This is a genomic window from Streptomyces sp. NPDC051921 (genome assembly GCF_040680975.1).
In the GTDB taxonomy this organism is placed as follows: domain Bacteria; phylum Actinomycetota; class Actinomycetes; order Streptomycetales; family Streptomycetaceae; genus Streptomyces.
In genome coordinates this window covers 534,994-553,927 of record NZ_JBFAXU010000001.1, presented here as the reverse complement: position 1 = coordinate 553,927, position 18,934 = coordinate 534,994, and the positions used below count along the sequence as shown (strand labels likewise).

At 72.9% G+C, this 18,934-nt stretch carries 17 protein-coding genes; 10 read left to right on the top strand and 7 right to left on the bottom strand.

Annotation, left to right across the window (positions count from 1 at the left end; all coding sequences use genetic code 11):
• Both AB0M16_RS02700 and AB0M16_RS02695 read left to right on the top strand, forming a co-directional pair.
• A partial coding sequence (locus AB0M16_RS02700) for a biotin/lipoyl-containing protein (protein ID WP_365337907.1) occupies nucleotides 1–825 on the top strand: 825 nt, incomplete at its 5' end.
• 101 nt (nucleotides 826–926) lie between these two features.
• On the top strand, nucleotides 927–1,472 hold the full coding sequence (locus tag AB0M16_RS02695; RefSeq protein WP_365337905.1) for a helix-turn-helix domain-containing protein: 546 nt from the start codon (nucleotides 927–929) through the stop codon (nucleotides 1,470–1,472).
• Nucleotides 1,473–1,852: 380 nt separating this feature from the next.
• Here AB0M16_RS02695 and AB0M16_RS02690 read toward each other — a convergent pair whose 3' ends face one another.
• Both AB0M16_RS02690 and AB0M16_RS02685 read right to left on the bottom strand, forming a co-directional pair.
• On the bottom strand, nucleotides 1,853–2,821 hold the full coding sequence (locus AB0M16_RS02690) for a DeoR/GlpR family DNA-binding transcription regulator (RefSeq protein ID WP_365337903.1): 969 nt from the start codon (nucleotides 2,819–2,821) through the stop codon (nucleotides 1,853–1,855).
• Between the two features lie 751 nt (nucleotides 2,822–3,572).
• Nucleotides 3,573–5,012 carry an NAD(P)H-quinone dehydrogenase gene (locus AB0M16_RS02685; protein WP_365337901.1) on the bottom strand — a complete coding sequence of 480 codons (1,440 nt, stop codon included), beginning with the start codon at nucleotides 5,010–5,012 and terminating at the stop codon, nucleotides 3,573–3,575.
• 240 nt (nucleotides 5,013–5,252) lie between these two features.
• Between AB0M16_RS02685 and AB0M16_RS02680 the strand changes: the two genes are divergently transcribed.
• The 4 genes from AB0M16_RS02680 to AB0M16_RS02665 all read left to right on the top strand — a co-directional run bounded on the left by AB0M16_RS02680 (nucleotide 5,253) and on the right by AB0M16_RS02665 (nucleotide 10,533).
• Complete coding sequence (locus AB0M16_RS02680; protein ID WP_365337899.1) at nucleotides 5,253–5,690, top strand: gamma-glutamylcyclotransferase; 438 nt, start codon at nucleotides 5,253–5,255, stop codon at nucleotides 5,688–5,690.
• A gap of 179 nt (nucleotides 5,691–5,869) precedes the next feature.
• Nucleotides 5,870–6,673 carry a purine-nucleoside phosphorylase gene (locus AB0M16_RS02675; protein ID WP_365337897.1) on the top strand — a complete coding sequence of 268 codons (804 nt, stop codon included), beginning with the start codon at nucleotides 5,870–5,872 and terminating at the stop codon, nucleotides 6,671–6,673.
• Nucleotides 6,674–7,418: 745 nt separating this feature from the next.
• Complete coding sequence (locus AB0M16_RS02670; protein WP_365337895.1) at nucleotides 7,419–9,071, top strand: phospho-sugar mutase; 1,653 nt, start codon at nucleotides 7,419–7,421, stop codon at nucleotides 9,069–9,071.
• A gap of 370 nt (nucleotides 9,072–9,441) precedes the next feature.
• Nucleotides 9,442–10,533 carry a mannosyltransferase family protein gene (locus AB0M16_RS02665; RefSeq protein ID WP_365337974.1) on the top strand — a complete coding sequence of 364 codons (1,092 nt, stop codon included), beginning with the start codon at nucleotides 9,442–9,444 and terminating at the stop codon, nucleotides 10,531–10,533.
• Nucleotides 10,534–10,557: 24 nt separating this feature from the next.
• On the opposite strand, the gene AB0M16_RS02660 is transcribed toward AB0M16_RS02665, so the two are convergent.
• From AB0M16_RS02660 to AB0M16_RS02650, 3 genes are all read right to left on the bottom strand, one after another.
• Nucleotides 10,558–11,205, bottom strand: a complete 648-nt coding sequence (locus tag AB0M16_RS02660) for a PH domain-containing protein (protein ID WP_365337893.1) — start codon at nucleotides 11,203–11,205, stop codon at nucleotides 10,558–10,560.
• A gap of 84 nt (nucleotides 11,206–11,289) precedes the next feature.
• Complete coding sequence (locus AB0M16_RS02655; protein WP_365337891.1) at nucleotides 11,290–11,928, bottom strand: class F sortase; 639 nt, start codon at nucleotides 11,926–11,928, stop codon at nucleotides 11,290–11,292.
• Between the two features lie 106 nt (nucleotides 11,929–12,034).
• Complete coding sequence (locus AB0M16_RS02650; protein ID WP_365337889.1) at nucleotides 12,035–13,198, bottom strand: hypothetical protein; 1,164 nt, start codon at nucleotides 13,196–13,198, stop codon at nucleotides 12,035–12,037.
• A 261-nt stretch (nucleotides 13,199–13,459) separates the two neighbouring features.
• On the opposite strand from AB0M16_RS02650, the gene deoC reads away from it, so the two are divergent.
• The 3 genes from deoC to AB0M16_RS02635 are packed head-to-tail and all read left to right on the top strand — an operon-like array spanning nucleotide 13,460 to nucleotide 16,774.
• The gene (gene deoC, locus AB0M16_RS02645; protein WP_365337887.1) at nucleotides 13,460–14,419 is read left to right on the top strand and encodes a deoxyribose-phosphate aldolase; all 960 of its coding nucleotides are present in this window, start codon (nucleotides 13,460–13,462) and stop codon (nucleotides 14,417–14,419) included.
• Nucleotides 14,420–14,424: 5 nt separating this feature from the next.
• A complete protein-coding gene (locus AB0M16_RS02640; RefSeq protein WP_365337886.1) occupies nucleotides 14,425–15,861 on the top strand; it encodes an aldehyde dehydrogenase family protein in 1,437 nt (478 codons plus the stop codon).
• Nucleotides 15,854–16,774, top strand: coding sequence for an aldehyde dehydrogenase family protein (locus tag AB0M16_RS02635; RefSeq protein WP_365337884.1), 921 nt, complete (start codon nucleotides 15,854–15,856; stop codon nucleotides 16,772–16,774). The genes AB0M16_RS02640 and AB0M16_RS02635 overlap by 8 nt, the downstream gene beginning before the upstream one ends.
• 69 nt (nucleotides 16,775–16,843) lie before the next feature.
• Here AB0M16_RS02635 and AB0M16_RS02630 read toward each other — a convergent pair whose 3' ends face one another.
• Nucleotides 16,844–17,236 (bottom strand): hypothetical protein, encoded by a 393-nt coding sequence (locus AB0M16_RS02630; RefSeq protein WP_365337882.1) that lies wholly within the window; start codon nucleotides 17,234–17,236, stop codon nucleotides 16,844–16,846.
• A 61-nt stretch (nucleotides 17,237–17,297) separates the two neighbouring features.
• On the opposite strand from AB0M16_RS02630, the gene AB0M16_RS02625 reads away from it, so the two are divergent.
• Nucleotides 17,298–17,993, top strand: coding sequence for a uridine kinase (locus AB0M16_RS02625; protein WP_365337880.1), 696 nt, complete (start codon nucleotides 17,298–17,300; stop codon nucleotides 17,991–17,993).
• Nucleotides 17,994–18,200: 207 nt separating this feature from the next.
• Here AB0M16_RS02625 and AB0M16_RS02620 read toward each other — a convergent pair whose 3' ends face one another.
• Nucleotides 18,201–18,920 (bottom strand): SigE family RNA polymerase sigma factor, encoded by a 720-nt coding sequence (locus AB0M16_RS02620; RefSeq protein WP_365337878.1) that lies wholly within the window; start codon nucleotides 18,918–18,920, stop codon nucleotides 18,201–18,203.
• Between the last annotated feature and the right edge of the window lie 14 nt (nucleotides 18,921–18,934).

The following is an 18,934-nucleotide window of genomic DNA, read 5'->3' as shown; positions in this document are numbered from 1 at the left end:
ATGTTCCGCATCGCCGACGGCGAGGAACTCGGCTACGACGACCCCGAGATCCGCGGCCACTCCTTCGAGTTCCGCATCAACGGCGAGGACCCCGGACGCAACTTCCTCCCCGCCCCCGGCACCGTCACCACCTTCACCCCGCCCACCGGCCCCGGCGTCCGCCTCGACGCCGGCGTCGAGTCCGGCTCCGTCATCGGCCCCGCCTGGGACTCCCTGCTCGCCAAACTCGTCATCACCGGCGCCACCCGCCGACAGGCCCTCCAGCGCGCCGCCCGCGCACTGGCCGAGTTCAAGGTCGAAGGCATGGCCACCGCCATCCCCTTCCACCAGGCCGTCGTCGTCGACCCCGCGTTCACCGCCGACCCGTTCCGCGTCCACACCCGCTGGATCGAGACCGAGTTCGTCAACGAGATCAAGCCCTTCGCCCCCGCCGGCACCGACACCGACGAGGACGAGACCGGCCGCGAGACCATCGTCGTCGAGGTCGGCGGCAAGCGCCTGGAAGTCTCCCTGCCGTCCTCGCTGGGCATGACCCTGGCCCGCACCGGCCTCGCCGCCGGCGCCAAGCCCAAGCGCCGCGCCGCCAAGAAGTCCGGCCCCACCGCCTCCGGCGACACCCTCGCCTCCCCGATGCAGGGCACCATCGTCAAGGTGGCCGTCGAGGAAGGCCAAGAGGTCAACGAAGGCGACCTCATCGTCGTCCTCGAAGCCATGAAGATGGAACAGCCCCTCAACGCCCACAAGTCGGGCACCATCAAGGGCCTCACCGCAGAGGTCGGCGCCTCCCTCACCTCCGGCGCCGCGATCTGCGAGATCAAGGACTGAACCCGGCCCCGGAGCACCGGGGTACGGTACGAAGGGCCCGCAGGCGTTCACCGCCTGCGGGCCCTTCGCCACAGGGGACACCGCACGAGGGAGGACGCCGTATGCGCGCCGACGCGCGCCGCAACCACGAGCGACTGCTGGCCGAGGCCCGCGCCGCCTTCGCCGCGCACGGCACGGACGCCTCCCTGGAGGACATCGCGCGCCGCGCCGGAGTCGGGATCGGCACCCTCTACCGCCACTTCCCCAGCCGCGAGGCCCTGCTCGGCGCCGTCTTCCAGGAGGCCCTCGCCGCCCTCCTCGACCGCTCCGCGGAACTCGCCGAGGCGCCCGATCCGTGCGCCGCGCTCGTCGCGTGGCTGCGCACCCTGATCGCCCACGCGGGCGAGTACCGGGGCCTGTCCGTCGCCCTCATGTCCGCCTCGCAGGAACGGAGTTCGGCGCTCGCGGAGTGCAGCGAGCCCCTGCGCGCGGCCGGCATGCGCCTCCTCGCCCGCGCCCAGGACGCCGACCGGGTCCGCGCGGACGTGTCGATCGGCGACCTGATGAAACTCACCAACGGCATCGCCCTGGCCGCAGAACGCTCCCCGGAGGACCCGGATCTGGCGGACCGCCTACTGGACCTGACGGTCCGGGGCCTCCGGGCGTGAGGACCGCGGTCTGCGGGGCGCGGGGTCGGTACGCGCACGTTGGGGCGTACGCGTGGCCGGGCCTGTGCGCGCACCATGAGGCGTACGCGTGGGCGGGGTCGGTACGTGCACCATGAGGCGTACGCGTGGCGAGGCCTGTACGCGCACCGTGAGGCGTACGTGGGCGGGGTCGCTACGCGCACCGTGACGCGTACGCGGGGTGAGCCCGTCAGCTCGGTGGGCCGCACACGCGGCGGGCCCTGCGCACGGTGAGCCGCACGCCGGGCGGGCCCGTAGGGGCGTACGCACGGTGAGCGTAGGAGCAGGTAGGCCGTCAGCGCGGTGAGCGGTACGCGGCTGAGGCCGTGCGCCCCCGAGTGGGCCGCCGTCGCGGCCCCTACTCAGCGTCGGCGCATGTCCGCGACGCGGACCGGGCGTTCTGGGGCCAGGACCTCGCCCGCGAGGGCGCTGCCCGGGCCGCCGCGGAACTGTCCGCCCGGCATCCGGCCGCGCTGCCCGGGCAGCGGGAGGTCACGGCGCGGGCGGCCGCCGCCGCCCGGGGGGTGCTGCTCACCCCCGTGTCCGGCACGCGCGCCGGCCACGGCGATCTGCACGCCCTGGTCTGCCAGGGCCTGGAGCTCGGTGGCGGCCCGCTCGTCGTGGGCGGGCGGCTCGTCCGTCACCAGGCGCGTGATGACGTCCGTCGGCACGGTCTGGAACATGGTGTCGGTCCCGAGCTTGGTGTGGTCGGCGAGGACCACGACCTCCGCCGCCGCCTGCACCAGCGCCCGGTCCACGCTCGCGGAGAGCATGTTGGACGTGGACAGGCCGCGCTCGGCGGTCAGTCCACTGCCGGAGAGGAAGGCACGGGACACCCGCAGGCCCTGGAGCGACTGCTCGGCCCCGCTGCCGACGAGGGCGTAGTTGGAGCCGCGCAGGGTGCCGCCGGTCATGACGACCTCGACGCGGTTGGCGTGGGCGAGGGCCTGGGCGACGAGCAGCGAGTTGGTGACGACCGTGAGCCCGGGCACCCGGGCGAGCCGGCGGGCCAGCTCTTGCGTGGTCGTGCCCGCGCCGACGACGATGGCCTCGCCCTCTTCGACGAGGCTCGCGGCGACATCGGCGATGGCCGTCTTCTCGGCGGTCGCGAGATGGGATTTCTGCGGGAAACCGGATTCTCGCGTGAATCCGCCCGGCAGTACCGCACCGCCGTGCCGGCGGTCGAGGAGTCCTTCTGCCTCCAGCGCCCGCACGTCACGCCGTACGGTCACTTCTGAGGTCTGGACGACGCGGGCGAGCTCGCGGAGCGACACGGCTCCATTGGCGCGCACCATTTCGAGGATCAACTGGCGACGTTCTGCAGCGAACACGAAACTGACAGTAACGTGACCAGCCGATAGTTTTCAGCAGTTTGCGCCGAATTGCAGAAGATGCACACAGGCGGGGTCCCCAAGTGGTATGGGGGTCTCTGCCGTTGCTCGTTCTATGCCCCGCCTTGCCGGGGGTTGTCCGGCTCGGCGAACCGTTCCCGCAGGCGGGGACGGTGTCCGGTCGGCGACAGCCGACGACCTCGGGCCCCGCCGGCCCGCTTTCGGGTGTGCAACCGCCGTGCCACTTCCACGATCGAGCCCGACAAGAAGAGGGAGGTGGTGAAAGGATTTACGACGCCTTTGACCCCGCCTCCCGAACGACCCGTCACGCCACGGCACTTGACAGTTGCACCCACACCCGCCCAGCCGACGAGGTGATGGGTCATCGGATGGCGACGAGCAGCACTCCTGGCCGGGCACGTGGAGTTCCGATTCTCCGACGCGCCGCCGCGCGCCGACGCCGGGGTGGTCGACGGAACGTCGCGTACCGCGTCGGCGCACCACGTCCTGGATCTGGCCGAGTCCCACATCCTGACCTCGTCGCCCGACTCCCAGCGCAAGCTGCTGGGAAGCCGGCTGCGGGATCTCACCACCGACGCGGAGGAGCTCGCCGCCACCGCCGACCGGAACGAGGAGAGGCCGCTCGCGCTCGAAGGTCCCCGGAGGACTGACCGGAGGAGAACCGCCGGGACGGGTGCCGGGACCCCTCGGTCCCCGCACCCGGCCCTTACTCCGGCGGGCACGGCCGCCGTCAGGCCTCGCCGGCTGCCTTTCGGGTGTGCAGCTGGCGCGCCACCTCCGCGATCGAGCCCGACAGGGAGGGGTACACGGTGAAGGCGTTGGCGATCTGCTCCACCGTCAGGTTGTTGTCGACCGCGATCGAGATGGGGTGGATCAACTCGCTGGCGCGCGGGGCGACGACGCAGCCGCCGACCACGATCCCCGTGCCCGGGCGGCAGAAGATCTTGACGAAGCCGTCCCGGATGCCCTGCATCTTGGCGCGGGGGTTGCGGAGCAGCGGCAGCTTGACGACGCGGGCGTCGATCTTGCCGGCGTCGACGTCGGCCTGCGTGTAGCCGACGGTGGCGATCTCGGGGTCGGTGAAGACGTTCGACGACACCGTCTTCAGGTTGAGCGGCGCCACCGCGTCGCCCAGGAAGTGGTACATCGCGATCCGGCCCTGCATGGCGGCGACGGAGGCGAGCGCGAAGACGCCGGTGACGTCACCGGCGGCGTACACGCCGGGGGCGGAGGTGCGGGAGACCTTGTCGGTCCAGATGTGCCCGGAGTCCTTCAGGCGGACCCCAGCCTCCTCAAGTCCCATTCCGGCCGTGTTGGGGATGGCGCCGACGGCCATGAGGCAGTGGGTGCCGGAGATGACGCGGCCGTCGGAGAGGGTGACCTCGACCCGGTCGCCGACCCGCTTGGCGGACTCGGCGCGGGAGCGGGCCATGACGTTCATGCCACGGCGCCGGAAGACGTCCTCGAGGACGGCGGCGGCGTCCGGGTCCTCGCCGGGGAGGACGCGGTCACGGCTCGACACCAGGGTGACCCGGGAGCCGAGGGCCTGGTACGCGCCGGCGAACTCGGCACCGGTGACACCGGAACCGACCACGATGAGCTCCTCCGGGAGCTCCTTGAGGTCGTAGACCTGGGTCCAGTTGAGGATCCGCTCGCCGTCCGGCTTGGCGTCCGGCAGCTCGCGCGGGTGCCCGCCGGTGGCGATGAGCACGGCGTCGGCGGTGAGGGTCTCCTCGGAGCCGTCGGCGGCGGTGACGACCACCTGACGGGAGCCGTCCATCGCCTGCCGCCCGTCGAGCCGGCCGCGGCCGCGCAGGACGCGGGCGCCGGCCCGGGTCACGGAGGCGGTGATGTCGTGCGACTGGGCGAGCGCGAGCCGCTTCACACGCCGGTTGACCTTGCCCAGGTCCACGCCGACGACGCGGGCCGCCTGCTCGATGTGCGGGGTGTCGTCCGCGACGATGATGCCCAGCTCCTCGTAGGAGGAGTCGAAGGTGGTCATCACCTCGGCGGTGGCGATCAGGGTCTTGGAGGGAACGCAGTCGGTGAGGACGGACGCGCCGCCGAGTCCGTCGCAGTCGACGACGGTCACCTCCGCGCCGAGTTGGGCGCCCACCAGGGCCGCCTCGTATCCGCCGGGTCCGCCGCCGATGATCACGATCCGGGTCACTGGGATCTACGCCTCGCGCTCTCGTTCTGCCGGGGGGTCCCCCCGCTGGGCTGCAGTGCGTACGCCATTGTCCCGCACGCTTCAAGTGCGTGTTCCATTGTCCCGTACGCGCGGCCGGGCCACGCGCCGGGGCCTCACCGGCGGGTCGTGCGACCCCCGCGGGCACCGTCGAGATCCGGCCAAGAGGCCGCCACCACGGACTTCACCCTCCACCCCGCCCCCTCCCGTACCCTCGACCCCATGTCGCTCTACGCCGCGTACGCCGGCAACCTCGACGCGCGGCTCATGACGCGCCGCGCACCGCATTCCCCGCTGCGCGGTACCGGCTGGCTGAACGGCTGGCGGCTGACCTTCGGCGGGGAGCAGATGGGCTGGGAGGGGGCGCTGGCGACCATCGTGGAGGCGCCGCGCTCCCAGGTCTTCGTCGCGCTGTACGACATCGCTCCGATGGACGAGGACTCGATGGACCGCTGGGAGGGCGTCGGCCTCGACATCTACCGGCGTATGCGGGTCCGGGTGCACACGCTCGACGGCGAGGAGCCGGCGTGGGTGTACGTGCTCAACGCGTACGAAGGGGGCCTGCCGTCCGCCCGCTACCTCGGCGAGGTCGCCGACGCGGCCGAGTCGGCGGGCGCGCCGCACGACTACGTGATGGAGCTGCGCAAGCGCCCCTGCTGACGCCGCCGCCGGAGGGGGAGGGCCGCATCCCGTCCTCTTTGTCGGAAACGACAAGACAACGATCGCAGGTCCGTGCGCGACGTCATCTACGCGCGTAGGGATTCTCGGGCTAGGCTTCTGCGCGTATCAAATCCGTCCGGGGCTCCCCTCGGACCCCCCTCCCCGAGGCGAGAGAGTCAGTGAACGCTACTGCCACCCCGTACGAGGCCGCCGAGGCCGCCGCCGCGCGCCTTCGCGAGCTGACCGGAGTCGAGAACCACGACGTCGCCCTGGTCATGGGCTCCGGCTGGGCCCCGGCCGTCGACGCGCTCGGCGCGCCCGAGGCCGAGTTCCCGGTCACCGAACTGCCCGGCTTCCCGCCGCCGGCCGTCGAGGGCCACGGCGGCAAGATCCGCTCGTACAAGATCGGCGAGAAGCGCGCCCTGGTCTTCCTCGGCCGCACCCACTACTACGAGGGCCGCGGCGTCGCCGCCGTCGCGCACGGCGTCCGCACGGCCGTCGCCGCCGGCTGCAAGACGATCGTCCTGACCAACGGCTGCGGCGGCCTGCGCGAGGGCATGCGCCCCGGCCAGCCGGTCCTGATCAGCGACCACCTCAACCTGACGGCGGCCTCGCCGATCGTCGGCGCGAACTTCGTGGACCTCACCGACCTGTACTCGCCGCGGCTGCGCGCGCTGTGCAAGGAGGTCGACGAGACGCTGGAGGAGGGCGTGTACGTCCAGTTCCCCGGCCCGCACTACGAGACCCCGGCCGAAATCAACATGGTCCGCGTCATGGGCGGCGACCTGGTCGGCATGTCCACCGTCCTGGAGGCCATCGCTGCGCGCGAGGCCGGCGCGGAGGTCCTGGGCATCTCCCTGGTCACCAACCTCGCGGCGGGTCTCTCCGGAGAGCCCCTGAACCACGAGGAGGTCCTCCAGGCGGGTCGCGACTCCGCGGCGCGCATGGGCGAACTCCTCACCCGGGTCCTCGACCGCATCTGATCCCACCCGCCGCGGTCCGCCGCGCCCCTCCCCCTCCCCCTCCCCTCCCCTCCCTTCCCGGAGCCGGGGCGGGCCTCCGGCCCCGGCGCCCGAGCTGCCGCCCGCCCCGTACGGGCGGACCTCCCCGCCCCGGCCCTTGCGGGGCTGCGCACGCAGCCCCGCGCGTACTGGCCGGGACCGGGCTCCGGGACCGAGGATCGGTTCGGGACCGGGGGCGGTTCGGGACCGAGGACGGTTCGGGCCTGACGTTCGGGACCGAGGGCCCGAGACCCCCGGGTTCCGGGGATCCGGGTTCCGGGGTTCCAGGGATCCAGACCTGACGTTCGGACCGAACGTCCGGGACCGACGAGGCTTCGGGACCGAGGGCCCGAGCGCTGACGCTGGGATCCGGGACCTGACGTTCGGGTCCCGGGGCCGGGGACCGGGTGTCCGCGCTCCGGGGTTCCGGCCCGAGGCGCCGAGACCGAGGCGAAGCCCTCGGCGGCACGGCCCCGACCGGCCGGCGGTCCACCGACGTCCGGGGACGCCACCCTGGCCCGGGCTCCGACCTGACAGGTTCTGGAGCAGGGGCAGGTCCGGCTCCGGCCCGACAGGGCCGGGCGAAGGTCCCGTCCCCGCCCGCCGCGGGGGTCCGGGGGCGTAGCCCCCGGTTACGGGAAGGGGCGGGGTGGGGAAAAGAAAAGCCCCGCTCGAAACGCCCGCACGCTTTCGCTCCGCCCGCACACTCTCCGAAAGGCACACCACCGTGACGCAGGACGACCTCCTCGCCCGGGCCCAGGCGTGGCTCGCCGAGGATCCCGACCCGGAGACCCGTGAGGAGCTCGCCGCGCTCCTCGACCGCGGGGTCACCGACGAGCTCGCCGCCCGCTTCGCCGGCACGCTGCAGTTCGGCACCGCCGGGCTCCGTGGCGAGCTGGGGGCCGGCCCCATGCGCATGAACCGCGCCGTGGTCATCCGCGCCGCCGCCGGCCTCGCCGCGTACCTCAAGGCCAAGGGGCAGACCGGCGGCCTCGTCGTCGTCGGCTACGACGCCCGCTACAAGTCCGCGGACTTCGCCCGCGACACCGCCGCCGTGATGATCGGCGCCGGCCTGCGCGCCGCGCTGCTGCCGCGCCCGCTGCCGACGCCCGTCCTGGCGTACGCGATAAGGCATCTGGGTGCCGTGGCCGGCGTCGAGGTGACCGCGAGTCACAACCCGCCGCGCGACAACGGCTACAAGGTGTACCTGGGCGACGGCTCGCAGATCGTGCCGCCGGCCGACGCGGAGATCGCCGCCGAGATCGACGCCGTGCGCGTGCTCGCGGACGTGCCGCGCCCGGAGTCCGGCTGGGACGTGCTCGGCGACGAGGTCCTGGAGGCCTACCTGGCCCGTACCGACGCCGTGCTGACCCCGGGGTCCCCCCGCACCGTGCGGACCGTCTACACGGCCATGCACGGCGTCGGCAAGGACGTGCTGACGGCGGCCTTCGCCCGGCACGGCTTCCCCCCGCCGGCGCTCGTCGCCGAGCAGGCGGATCCCGACCCGGCGTTCCCGACCGTCGCGTTCCCCAACCCGGAGGAGCCCGGCGCGATGGACCTCGCCTTCGAGGCGGCCCGCGCCGTGGACCCCGACATCGTGATCGCCAACGACCCGGACGCCGACCGCTGTGCCGTCGCCGTCCCGGACACCTCCGTCGACGGCGGCTGGCGCATGCTCCGCGGCGACGAGGTGGGCGCGCTGCTGGCCGCGCACCTGGTCCACAAGGGCGCGCGGGGCGTGTTCGCCGAGTCGATCGTGTCGTCCTCGCTGCTCGGGCGGATCGCCGAGGCGGCCGGCGTGGGCTACGAGGAGACCCTCACCGGCTTCAAGTGGATCGCTCGCGTCGAGGGCCTGCGCTACGGCTACGAGGAGGCGCTCGGCTACTGCGTCGACCCCGAGGGCGTCCGCGACAAGGACGGCATCACGGCGGCGCTGCTCGTCGCCGAGCTGGCCTCGGAGCTGAAGGAGCGCGACCGCACGCTCACCGACCTGCTGGACGACCTGGCGGTCGCGCACGGCCTGCACGCCACGGACCAGCTGTCCGTGCGCGTCGAGGACCTGAGCGTCATCGCCGACGCGATGGCCGCGCTGCGCGAGAGGCCGCCGGTCAAGCTCGCCGGGCTCACCGTCGTCTCGGCGGAGGACCTGACGAAGGGCACGGAGTCGCTGCCCCCGACGGACGGTCTGCGCTACCACCTGGAGGGCGACTACAAGGCCCGTGTGATCGTCCGTCCGAGCGGCACCGAGCCCAAGCTCAAGTGCTACCTGGAGGTCGTGGTCCCGGTCGCCGACGCGAGCGAGCTGGCGACGTCCCGCGCGACAGGCACCGAGGTCCTGAACGCGATCAAGAAGGACCTGGCGGAGGCCGCCGGTCTGTGATCCGCCCGGTGCGGGCGGACCGCACCGGAACGCCCGGCCGACGCCCGGTCGCCGAAGCGCTCCGGTGCCGCGGCGCCCGCGCACCGGAGGGCCCCACGGAATCGACTCCGCACGCGCCCAGGCACCGGAGGGCCCGTACGGAAACGACTCCGCACGCGCCCGCGCGCCGGAGGGCCCGTACGGAAACGATTCCGTACGGGCCCTCCGGTCTTCCCGCCCGGGTGAATTCGCTACGGCAGACGCCCTAACGCACCCCCCGTGTCCGAGTGCCCCGCGCCAGGGTGACCCGGTGTCCCCCGTGCCCCCGGTGCTGACCCCGCGCCCCTCCGTCCCGGCCGCGCGCAGGCCCGCTCCCCGACCGCGCCCCCGGCTGCTCCGCCGGGCCGGCCCCGCCCTCCTCGGCTATCTGGCCGTACGTCTCCTGGGGCTGCTCGTCCTCGCGCGCTGGGCACATCTCAAGGGCCACGGGGTGTGGCCGACGATCGCCACCTCGTGGGACTCGGGCTGGTACCTGGGGATCGCCGACCACGGCTACGACCACGAGCTGGGCACCCGCACCAACCACAACAACCTGGCGTTCTTCCCGCTCTACCCGGCCCTGGTGAAGGCCTGCGCGGCCGTCACCCCGGGCTCCCGCGCCTCCGTGGCCCTGGTCCTCGCCGGGCTCTGCTCGCTGGCCGCCGCCCTGGGGATCTTCGCGGTGGGCGAGCGGCTGCACGGGCGCCGTACGGGCACGGTGCTCGCGGTGCTGTGGGGCGCGTCACCGGCGGCGGTGGTGCAGTGGATGGGCTACACGGAGTCGCTGTTCACGGCGCTCGCCGCGGGTGCGCTGTACGCGGTCCTGAGCGGTCGCTGGGCGTGGGCGGCGGGCCTCGCCGTGGCGGCCGGGCTGACCCGCCCGACGGGGATCGCGGTCGCGGCGGCCGTGTCGGTGACGGCCCTGCTCGCGGCGCGGCGCGGTGAGCGGCAGGCCCTCGCGGCGGCCGTCACGGCCCCGCTGGGCTGGCTCGGCTTCGTGGGCTGGGTGGGGCTGCGGCTGGGCCGCTGGGACGGCTACTTCGCGGTGCAGCGGACCTGGGAGAACGAGTGGGACGGCGGTGCGGACACCCTGCGCGTCCTGCGTGACCTGCTGGTCTACTCCCGCCACCCGCAGCTGTTCCTGGTGGCGGTCTCGGCCGTCCTGGTCCTTTCGGCGGCCCTGTACGCGTTGTCCGTGGCGGACGGCCAGCCGCTGCCGCTCCTCGTCTTCACCGGGGTGCTGCTGCTGGTCGTCCTGGGCAGCGGCGGCGTCTACTTCCCGCGCGCCCGCTTCCTCGTACCGGGCTTCCCGCTCCTGCTGCCCGTGGCGCTGGCCGTGGCCCGCGCACGTCTTCCGGCCGCGGCCGTGGTGCTGGGCGGCGCCGCCCTGTCCTCGGCGTGGCTGGGCGGCTACATGCTGCTGGTGTGGCCGGGCCCGCCGTGAGGCGGCGGGGCGGTGCCGCCGGCCTCAGCCGGTCGCCATGAGGATGACGAGCAGGACGAGGCCCGCGGCGGTCGGGGCGAGGATCTCGTAGGCCCAGCGGATCGACGGCTCGCCCTGGGCCGCCGGGCGGTCGGCGAAGCGCTCGGCGAGCTCTCGGATGTCGGCCACGGTCTGGTCGGCGGGGGCCGTGCGGGCCTTGCTGTCGGTGACGTCGGCGGTCGTCGAGGTGCGCCCGTGCGGGTCGTCCTGCGAGGCCCTGGCGGCACTGCGGGCGGCCTTCTTCCGCTGGCGCAGCGAGACGGGGACGGCCCACAGCTGGTACCTGCCGCCGGCGTGCGTGAAGGCCTCGCTGGAGTAGCTGGCCCGGACGTCGGCGACCGCGCCCCAGGGCAGCGTGATGGTACGGAAGGGGTTGCGGATGCGCAGCCGCCGGTCGTTGGCGTAGACGGCGGGGCGGATCGTGAAGGCCACGATCAACGGGATCACGAAGATCATCGAGGCGAGTGCCAGCCAGGGCGTGCGGCCCTCGCCGCGGACGATCGAGTCCACCCCGAAGACCGCGGCGAGCACGATCAGGAAGACCCCGCCCGCGATGCCCAGGGGCGACCGGAAGACACGGTCCTCCTCGGCAGGCTCGGAGGGCTGTGCGGCGGGCGGCTCGGGGGTCGTCATGCGCCCGATTCTGCCTCAGCCGCGCGCGGAGGGCCCAGGGGGCTCGGCAGGAGGGGGCCGGGCCCCGGGGCGCCGGGCCGCCGCTCAGGCCGCCGGGGCCGCCACCAGGTCCGCGTACACCACGATGTTGTCCGGGCGGTGCCCGTCCACCAGCTCGCCGCCGCAGGTGATCAGGCGGAGTTCGGGGCGCCGGGTGTCGCCGTACACCTTCTCGGTCGGGAAGGCCTTCTTGTCGACCTGTTCCAGCTCGCGCACGCGGAACACCGCGTCCGTGCCGTCGGCGCGCGTGACGGTGACGCGGTCGCCGACGTGGATGCGGCCCACGTTCCGCAGGACGGCGGGGCCGTTCGCGGTGTCGTAGTGGCCGATGAGGATCGCGGGGCCGGTCTCGCCGGGCGTGACGCCCTTGCCGTACCAGCCGATCCGGTCCGCCTGGGCGACCGAGGGGACCTGGACGCTGCCGTCCTGGTTCAGGCCGAGCTCGAGGATCGGCCCGGTGTCGACGCCGGCGGCGGGCACCCGGACCCGGACGGGTTCGGAGCGGGCCAGGGGCGCGGTCGCGAGCTGTTCGGCCGGGGCGGGCGCGGCGGTGGTCGTGACCCGCGGGGCGGGGACCGTCGGGCGCGCGGGCGCGGCCGCGGGGTCGGCGGGCGAGGCGCAGCCGGAGAGCGCGAGGACGGCGGTGGCGCCGGCCAGGGCGAGGAGGAGAGGGCGGCGGGTCATGGTCGTGCTCCGGGAAAGGGGTGCGGCGGGCCGCCGAGGAGGAGGGCGGCCCGCCGGGGGAAGTGCGGCGCTGTCAGGGGTGTGTGCCGCGGGGGGTGTGCTCGGGTCAGGCGCGGTCGGCGGCGCGGCGGCGCATGGCGGCGAAGCCGAGGCCGGCGGCGACGACAGCGGCGGCGCCCGCGGAGGAGGCGAACAGCGCGGTGTCGTTGGCCTGCTCGACGGTGCCGAGCTCCGCGCCGGCGGCGACCCCGCCCTTGGGGACGACGCTGGTCTGGCCGCCCTGGGTACCGGTCTGCGGGGCGCTCGTCGCCGGAGTCGTGGGCGTGGCGGCGGGCTTCTTCCCGCAGTCCTTCGGGAGCTTCGGGAAGTCGTTCCAGCGGTACGGCGCGGTGTCGCCGCCGTTGGTGTGCTGCCCGAAGCGCGGCGTGCGGGTGTCGGCGCGCTCGATCTTCATGCCGTTGACGGAGTCGAACGGGTGGGCACGGTCGATCGTGGACAGGGCCTTGCCCTTGCCGTCCTTGAGGACGGCCTCGGGGCCCTTCGTCAGGTCGTTGGTGAGGGTGACGGTCCAGCCGTTGCCGTAGGACGAGGCGATGACCTCGGTGACGGTGCACTCGCCGATGGTGGTGGGGCCGCTGATGATCTCGGCCGGCGGCTGGGGCTGCGGCTTGGGCTCGGCGCTGACGTGGACCGGGGCGCCCTGCCGCTCGGTGAAGGGGTCGTACGCGGCGAACGCGCCGTCCGCGCCCAGGACGACCAAGCCGGAGCCGAAGTACCAGACCGAGTTGGTGGCGTACAGGTAGCTGAAGCCGCTGCCCTTGCCCGTCACGCGGTCGATCTTCTGCAGCCCCGGGCGCCCGTCCTTCGGGTTCTTGCCGAGCTCCAGGAGGGTGCCGTCGGCCAGCTGGTAGACGCCGGGCTTGGCCCCGGTGACGCGGTATCCGCGCCAGTGGTACATCTCGCCTTCGTTGGTGAGAACGAAGTAGCTGCCGGCGTCGTCGAGGGCCGCCGGACGGTTGGCGGTCTCCAGCGTGCCGATGCCGGAGTCCTTGCCGAAGATCTCGGCGCGGTAGGCCGCGGCACCGAGCTTGTACACCTTCGCGTAGGTGCCGTCGGGGAAGTTGCGCTGAACGAAGTCGCCCGTGGTCGTGCCCTCCGCGGTGGCAGCGGGGCCGTCCGCCGCGAAGGCGGATCCGGCGGCGACGGCCGGGGTGATCGCGAGGCCCGCGAGGAGGGCGGTGGCGACGGCGGTGCGAAGGGCGGTGCGCATAACGACTCCTGAAGACAGTCAAGGTGGATGGGAGAGCCGCATGCCGCTGACATCTCGTTCGGTTGGGGCCGGTGAGTTCTGGCTGGCTGCAGGAGAAACGTTATTGATCTTGGGTTCTGGACTTGTCCGCTCCATGTCACAGGCATGTGACAGGACTCACCCGCCCCACCTCTCCCCCGCACCCACCTGCGCTTTCGCACGCTCGGACGAGCGGCCCCCTGTACACGCCGCTACGCGCGTAGATATGCTCGACTGGTGACCATGCCCACCACTGCAAACGCAGCAACTACTTTCGCCGACGTGACCGCGTCCGACAGCACGCTGCGCCGCTTCCTCCACGGGCTGCCCGGCGTCGACGCCGTCGGCCTGGAGGCGCGCGCCGCGTCCCTCGGTACACGATCGATCAAGACCACGGCCAAGGCCTATGCCATCGACCTGGCCATCTCGATGATCGACCTGACGACGCTCGAAGGCGCGGACACCCCGGGCAAGGTCCGGGCGCTCGCCGCCAAGGCCGTCAACCCCGATCCCACCGACCGCACGACCCCGACGACCGCCGCCGTCTGCGTCTACCCCGACATGGTGGCCACCGCCAAGGCCGCCCTGAAGGGCTCCGACGTCAAGGTCGCCTCCGTCGCCACCGCCTTCCCCGCCGGGCGCGCCGCCCTGCCGGTGAAGATCGCCGACACGGCCGACGCCATCGCCGCCGGCGCCGACGAGATCGACATGGTCATCGACCGTGGCGCCTTCCTCGCCGGCCGCTACCTGGAGGTGTACGAGCAGATCGCCGCCATCAAGGCCGAGTGCGGCGACCGCGCCCGGCTGAAGGTGATCTTCGAGACGGGCGAGCTGTCCACGTACGACAACATCCGCCGCGCCTCCTGGCTCGGGATGATGGCCGGCGCGGACTTCATCAAGACCTCGACCGGCAAGGTCGCGGTCAACGCCACCCCCGCCAACACGCTCCTGATGCTGGAGGCCGTGCGCGACTTCCGCGCCCAGACCGGCGTGCAGATCGGTGTGAAGCCGGCCGGCGGCATCCGCAACACGAAGGAAGCCATCAAGTTCCTGGTCCTGGTCAACGAGACCGCCGGCGCGGACTGGCTGGACAACCACTGGTTCCGGTTCGGTGCCTCCAGCCTGCTCAACGACCTGCTGATGCAGCGTCAGAAGCTGGCGACCGGCCACTACTCCGGCCCCGATTACGTGACGGTGGACTGATCAACATGGCATCTGTATTCGAGTACGCACCGGCGCCCGAGTCCCGGTCCGTCGTCGACATCGCCCCCTCCTACGGCCTGTTCATCGACGGCGAGTTCGTCGAGGCCGCGGACGGCAAGGTCTTCAAGACCGTCTCCCCCTCCACCGAGGAAGTCCTCTCCGAGATCGCCCAGGCGGGCACCGAGGACGTGGACCGCGCGGTGAAGGCGGCCCGGAAGGCGTTCGAGAAGTGGTCGGCGCTGCCCGGCTCCGAGCGCGCCAAGTACCTGTTCCGGATCGCCCGGATCATCCAGGAGCGCAGCCGCGAGCTGGCCGTCCTGGAGACCCTGGACAACGGCAAGCCGATCAAGGAGACCCGCGACGCGGACCTCCCCCTGGTCGCCGCCCACTTCTTCTACTACGCGGGCTGGGCCGACAAGCTCGACCACGCGGGGTACGGCGCGAACCCGCGCCCGCTGGGCGTGGCCGGCCAGGTGATCCCCTGGAACTTCCCGCTTCTGATGCTGGCGTGGAAGATCGCCCCGGCGCTCGCGACCGGCAACACGGTCGTCCTGAAGCCGGCCGAGACCACACCGCTCTCCGCCCTGTTCTTCGCGGACATCTGCCGCCAGGCGGGTCTGCCCAGGGGCGTCGTCAACATCCTCCCCGGCTACGGCGCCACGGGCGCGGCCCTCGTCGAGCACCCGGACGTCAACAAGGTCGCCTTCACCGGCTCGACCGCGGTCGGCCGCGCCATCGCCAAGTCCGTGGCCGGCACGGACAAGAAGCTCACCCTGGAGCTGGGCGGCAAGGGCGCCAACATCGTCTTCGACGACGCGCCGATCGACCAGGCCGTCGAGGGCATCGTCAACGGCATCTTCTTCAACCAGGGCCAGGTCTGCTGCGCGGGCTCCCGCCTGCTGGTGCAGGAGTCGGTCCACGACGAGCTGCTCGACTCGCTCAAGCGCCGCCTGAGCACCCTGCGCCTGGGCGACCCGCTCGACAAGAACACCGACATCGGCGCCATCAACTCCGAGGAGCAGCTGGCCCGGATCACCTCGCTCGTCGAGCAGGGTGAGGCGGAGGGCGCCGAGCGCTGGTCGGCCGCCTGCGAGATCCCGACCGCCGGCTACTGGTTCGCCCCGACGCTCTTCACGAACGTCACCCAGGCGCACACCGTCGCCCGCGACGAGATCTTCGGCCCGGTCCTGTCGGTGCTGACCTTCCGTACGCCGGACGAGGCCGTCGCCAAGGCCAACAACAGCCAGTACGGCCTGTCGGCGGGCATCTGGACGGAGAAGGGCTCCCGCATCCTCGCGGTCGCCAACAAGCTCCGGGCCGGCGTCGTGTGGGCCAACACGTTCAACAAGTTCGACCCGACCTCGCCCTTCGGCGGCTACAAGGAGTCGGGCTTCGGCCGCGAGGGCGGCCGTCACGGTCTGGAGGCCTACCTCGATGTCTGAGAAGTCAGAGCAGCGTCTGAGCGTCCAGAAGACATACAAGCTGTACATCGGGGGAAAGTTCCCCCGCTCCGAGAGCGGCCGGGTGTACGAGGTGACGACGAAGGCATCGGCCGCTGACGCGGCGGGCAAGGGCAAGTGGCTGGCCAACGCTCCGCTGTCCTCCCGCAAGGACGCGCGGGACGCGGTCGTCGCGGCGCGCAAGGCCTTCGGCGGCTGGGCGGGCGCGACCGCGTACAACCGCGGCCAGGTCCTCTACCGCGTCGCCGAGATGCTGGAGGGTCGCCGGGACCAGTTCGTCCGCGAGGTCGGCGAGGCCGAGGGCCTGTCGAAGTCGAAGGCGGCGGTGGTCGTGGACGCGGCGATCGACCGCTGGGTCTGGTACGCGGGCTGGACCGACAAGATCGCCCAGGTCGTCGGCGGTGCCAACCCTGTCGCCGGCCCGTACTTCAACCTGTCGACCCCGGAGCCCACGGGTGTCGTCACGGTCGTGGCCCCGCAGGACTCGTCCTTCCTGGGCCTGGTCTCGGTGATCGCCCCGGTCATCGCGACCGGCAACACCGCCGTCGTCATCGCGAGCGAGAAGTCCCCCCTCCCGGCCCTCTCGCTCGGCGAGGTGCTCGCCACCTCCGACCTGCCCGGTGGCGTGGTCAACATCCTGTCCGGCAAGGCCGCCGAGATGGGCCCGCACCTGGCGGCCCACCTCGACGTCAACGCGATCGACCTGACGGGCGCGGACGCCGAACTGGCCCGCGACCTGGAGATCGCCGCGGCGGACAACCTGAAGCGCGTCCTGCGCCCGCGCACGGAGGACTTCACCGAGTCCCCGGGCACGGACCGCATGACCGCGTTCCTGGAGACGAAGACCGTCTGGCACCCGACGGGTTCGCTGGGCGCGAGCGGCTCCTCGTACTGAGGCGCCCCAGCGGTAGGCCCCCGGCGTCCGTCCGGCCGGGGGCCTACCGTCATGCCCCGCGGGAACCGGCTACGGCAGCAGCCCCTGCGCCAGCGGCCCCGCCACCGGCAGGTCGGCCAGCGCGCCGCCCTTGGTGACGTGGTCGGTCACCAGGTTCGTGCCGACCGGCTTGAAGTCGGCGACCTGCGTGCCGAGTCCGTTGTCGAGCGGGTCCACGCCGGTGTTGGCCAGCGGGTCGATCTGGAGCTGCGTCAGCGGCGCGACGCCGTGGCCGACGCCCTCCAGGGCGGCGGCGCCGTCCACCTGGGTCAGCGAGTCGGCCGGCAGCGGCACCCCCACCCCGTCGGCGGCCTGCGCCGCGGCGCCCGCGCCGAGCAGGGCGGCGCCGGCCGCCGTGACGGTGAGCCCCGCCTTCAGCAGGGTGCTGCGACGGGGGGTCCGGGACTGTGCGTGACGCGCCATGGAGATCCTTCCAACGGCTTCGGGGGGTGATCGGGCGCCCACAGACGGTAGCGGAGGTGTGATGCTCGATACCAACGGGTCACCTCGGGGATCCCCTTTACGGGGGAATGGTTCACACTGGTGTCCCGTGAGTTCCCAACCGATCCCGACCCGGGTCGTCCTGCTCGCGGGCCCTTCCGGCTCCGGCAAGTCGTCCCTCGCCGCCCGCACCGGTCTGCCGGTCCTGCGCCTCGACGACTTCTACAAGGAGGCCGACGACCCGTCCCTGCCCACCGTCGAGGGCAGCTCGGACATCGACTGGGACTCCCCGCTCTCCTGGGACGCGGACGCCGCCGTCGCCGCCGTCGTCGAGCTGTGCCGCACGGGACGGACCCACGTGCCCGTGTACGACATCGCCACCAGCGCGCGGGTGGGCCGCGAGGCGCTCGACATCGAGCGGACCCCGCTGTTCGTCGCGGAGGGCATCTTCGCCGCCGACATCGTGGAGCGCTGCCGTGAGCTCGGCGTCCTCGCCGACGCGCTGTGCCTGCGCGGCCGTCCCTCGACGACCTTCCGCCGCCGGCTGCTGCGTGACCTCAAGGAGGGCCGCAAGTCGGTGCCGTTCCTGCTGCGCCGCGGCTGGCGCCTGATGCGGGCCGAGCGGTCGATCGTCGCCCGCCAGACCGCCCTGGGCGCCCATCCCTGCGCCAGGGACGAGGCCCTGGGCCGCCTCGCCGCCGCGGCGGCCGGCCGCCGCCGCACGCCGGCGACCCGCTGACGCACGGACCCGGCGCCCGGCCGTGCCCTGGTGGCCGACCGCCCCGGGCGCCGGCCTCGACCCGACCCCGGACACGCCGAGGGCCGGACAGGATCCCCGATCCTGCCCGGCCCTCGCCGGTGTTCCCCCGTACCCCCGTACGGCCCCCGTGTTTCCCCCGTGGGGCCCCGTGTCCCCCGTGGGACCCCCCGTGTTCCCCCCTCGCCTTCAGGCCACCAGCTCGCCGAAGGACTCCTCCTCGTCACGGCCGAAGCTCAGCACCTCGTCCTCGCGCAGTCGCCGCAGCGAGCGCCAGATGCTCGACTTCACCGTGCCGACACTGATGTCCAGGATCTCCGCGATCTCCGGGTCGGTCCGGCCCTCGTAGTAGCGCAGGACCAGCATCGTGCGCTGGAGCTCGGGCAGACGGGCCAGCGCCTGCCAGAGGACCGCGCGCAGTTCGGTGCCGCGCATCGCGTCCGTCTCGCCCACCGTCTCCGGGAGCTCCTCGGTCGGGTACTCGTTGAGCTTGCGCCGCCGCCAGGCGCTGATGTGCAGGTTCGTCATCGTGCGGCGCAGGTAGCCGCCGACCGCGGCCTTGTCGCTGATCCGGTCCCAGGCGCGGTACGTGGAGAACAGCGCGCTCTGGAGCAGGTCCTCGGCCTCGAAACGGTCACCGGTCAGGTGGTAGGCGGTGGCGTACAGGGAGGCCCGGCGCTCCTGGACGTAGGCCGTGAACTCGGCCTCCGAGCAGGAACGCTCCCCCGTGACCTCCCCGTACGCCGCTCCCCCGTCAGCCACGGCGACCATGTACGGCGCCTTGTGCTGACGCCCGACGCTGCGAACGCACCCCCGCCCGTTCACCGCGCCGGACTTCTCGGTGCTCCGCGTGACGTCGTGGAGGCGCGTGACAACTGCGCTTGAGGTGGTGCTGTGCAGTGCGTTCATCTCGCGCCCCCCGT

Excerpts from the sequence above, each read along its gene's own strand:
- AB0M16_RS02695 (WP_365337905.1), top strand. The coding sequence starts at position 927 with ATGCGCGCCGACGCGCGCCGCAACCACGAGCGACTGCTGGCCGAGGCC.
- AB0M16_RS02680 (WP_365337899.1), top strand. The coding sequence starts at position 5,253 with ATGTCGCTCTACGCCGCGTACGCCGGCAACCTCGACGCGCGGCTCATG.
- AB0M16_RS02660 (WP_365337893.1), bottom strand. The coding sequence starts at position 11,205 with ATGACGACCCCCGAGCCGCCCGCCGCACAGCCCTCCGAGCCTGCCGAG.
- AB0M16_RS02655 (WP_365337891.1), bottom strand. The coding sequence starts at position 11,928 with ATGACCCGCCGCCCTCTCCTCCTCGCCCTGGCCGGCGCCACCGCCGTC.
- AB0M16_RS02650 (WP_365337889.1), bottom strand. The coding sequence starts at position 13,198 with ATGCGCACCGCCCTTCGCACCGCCGTCGCCACCGCCCTCCTCGCGGGC.
- deoC (WP_365337887.1), top strand. The coding sequence starts at position 13,460 with ATGCCCACCACTGCAAACGCAGCAACTACTTTCGCCGACGTGACCGCG.
- AB0M16_RS02640 (WP_365337886.1), top strand. The coding sequence starts at position 14,425 with ATGGCATCTGTATTCGAGTACGCACCGGCGCCCGAGTCCCGGTCCGTC.
- AB0M16_RS02635 (WP_365337884.1), top strand. The coding sequence starts at position 15,854 with ATGTCTGAGAAGTCAGAGCAGCGTCTGAGCGTCCAGAAGACATACAAG.
- AB0M16_RS02630 (WP_365337882.1), bottom strand. The coding sequence starts at position 17,236 with ATGGCGCGTCACGCACAGTCCCGGACCCCCCGTCGCAGCACCCTGCTG.
- AB0M16_RS02625 (WP_365337880.1), top strand. The coding sequence starts at position 17,298 with ATGCTCGATACCAACGGGTCACCTCGGGGATCCCCTTTACGGGGGAAT.
- AB0M16_RS02620 (WP_365337878.1), bottom strand. The coding sequence starts at position 18,920 with ATGAACGCACTGCACAGCACCACCTCAAGCGCAGTTGTCACGCGCCTC.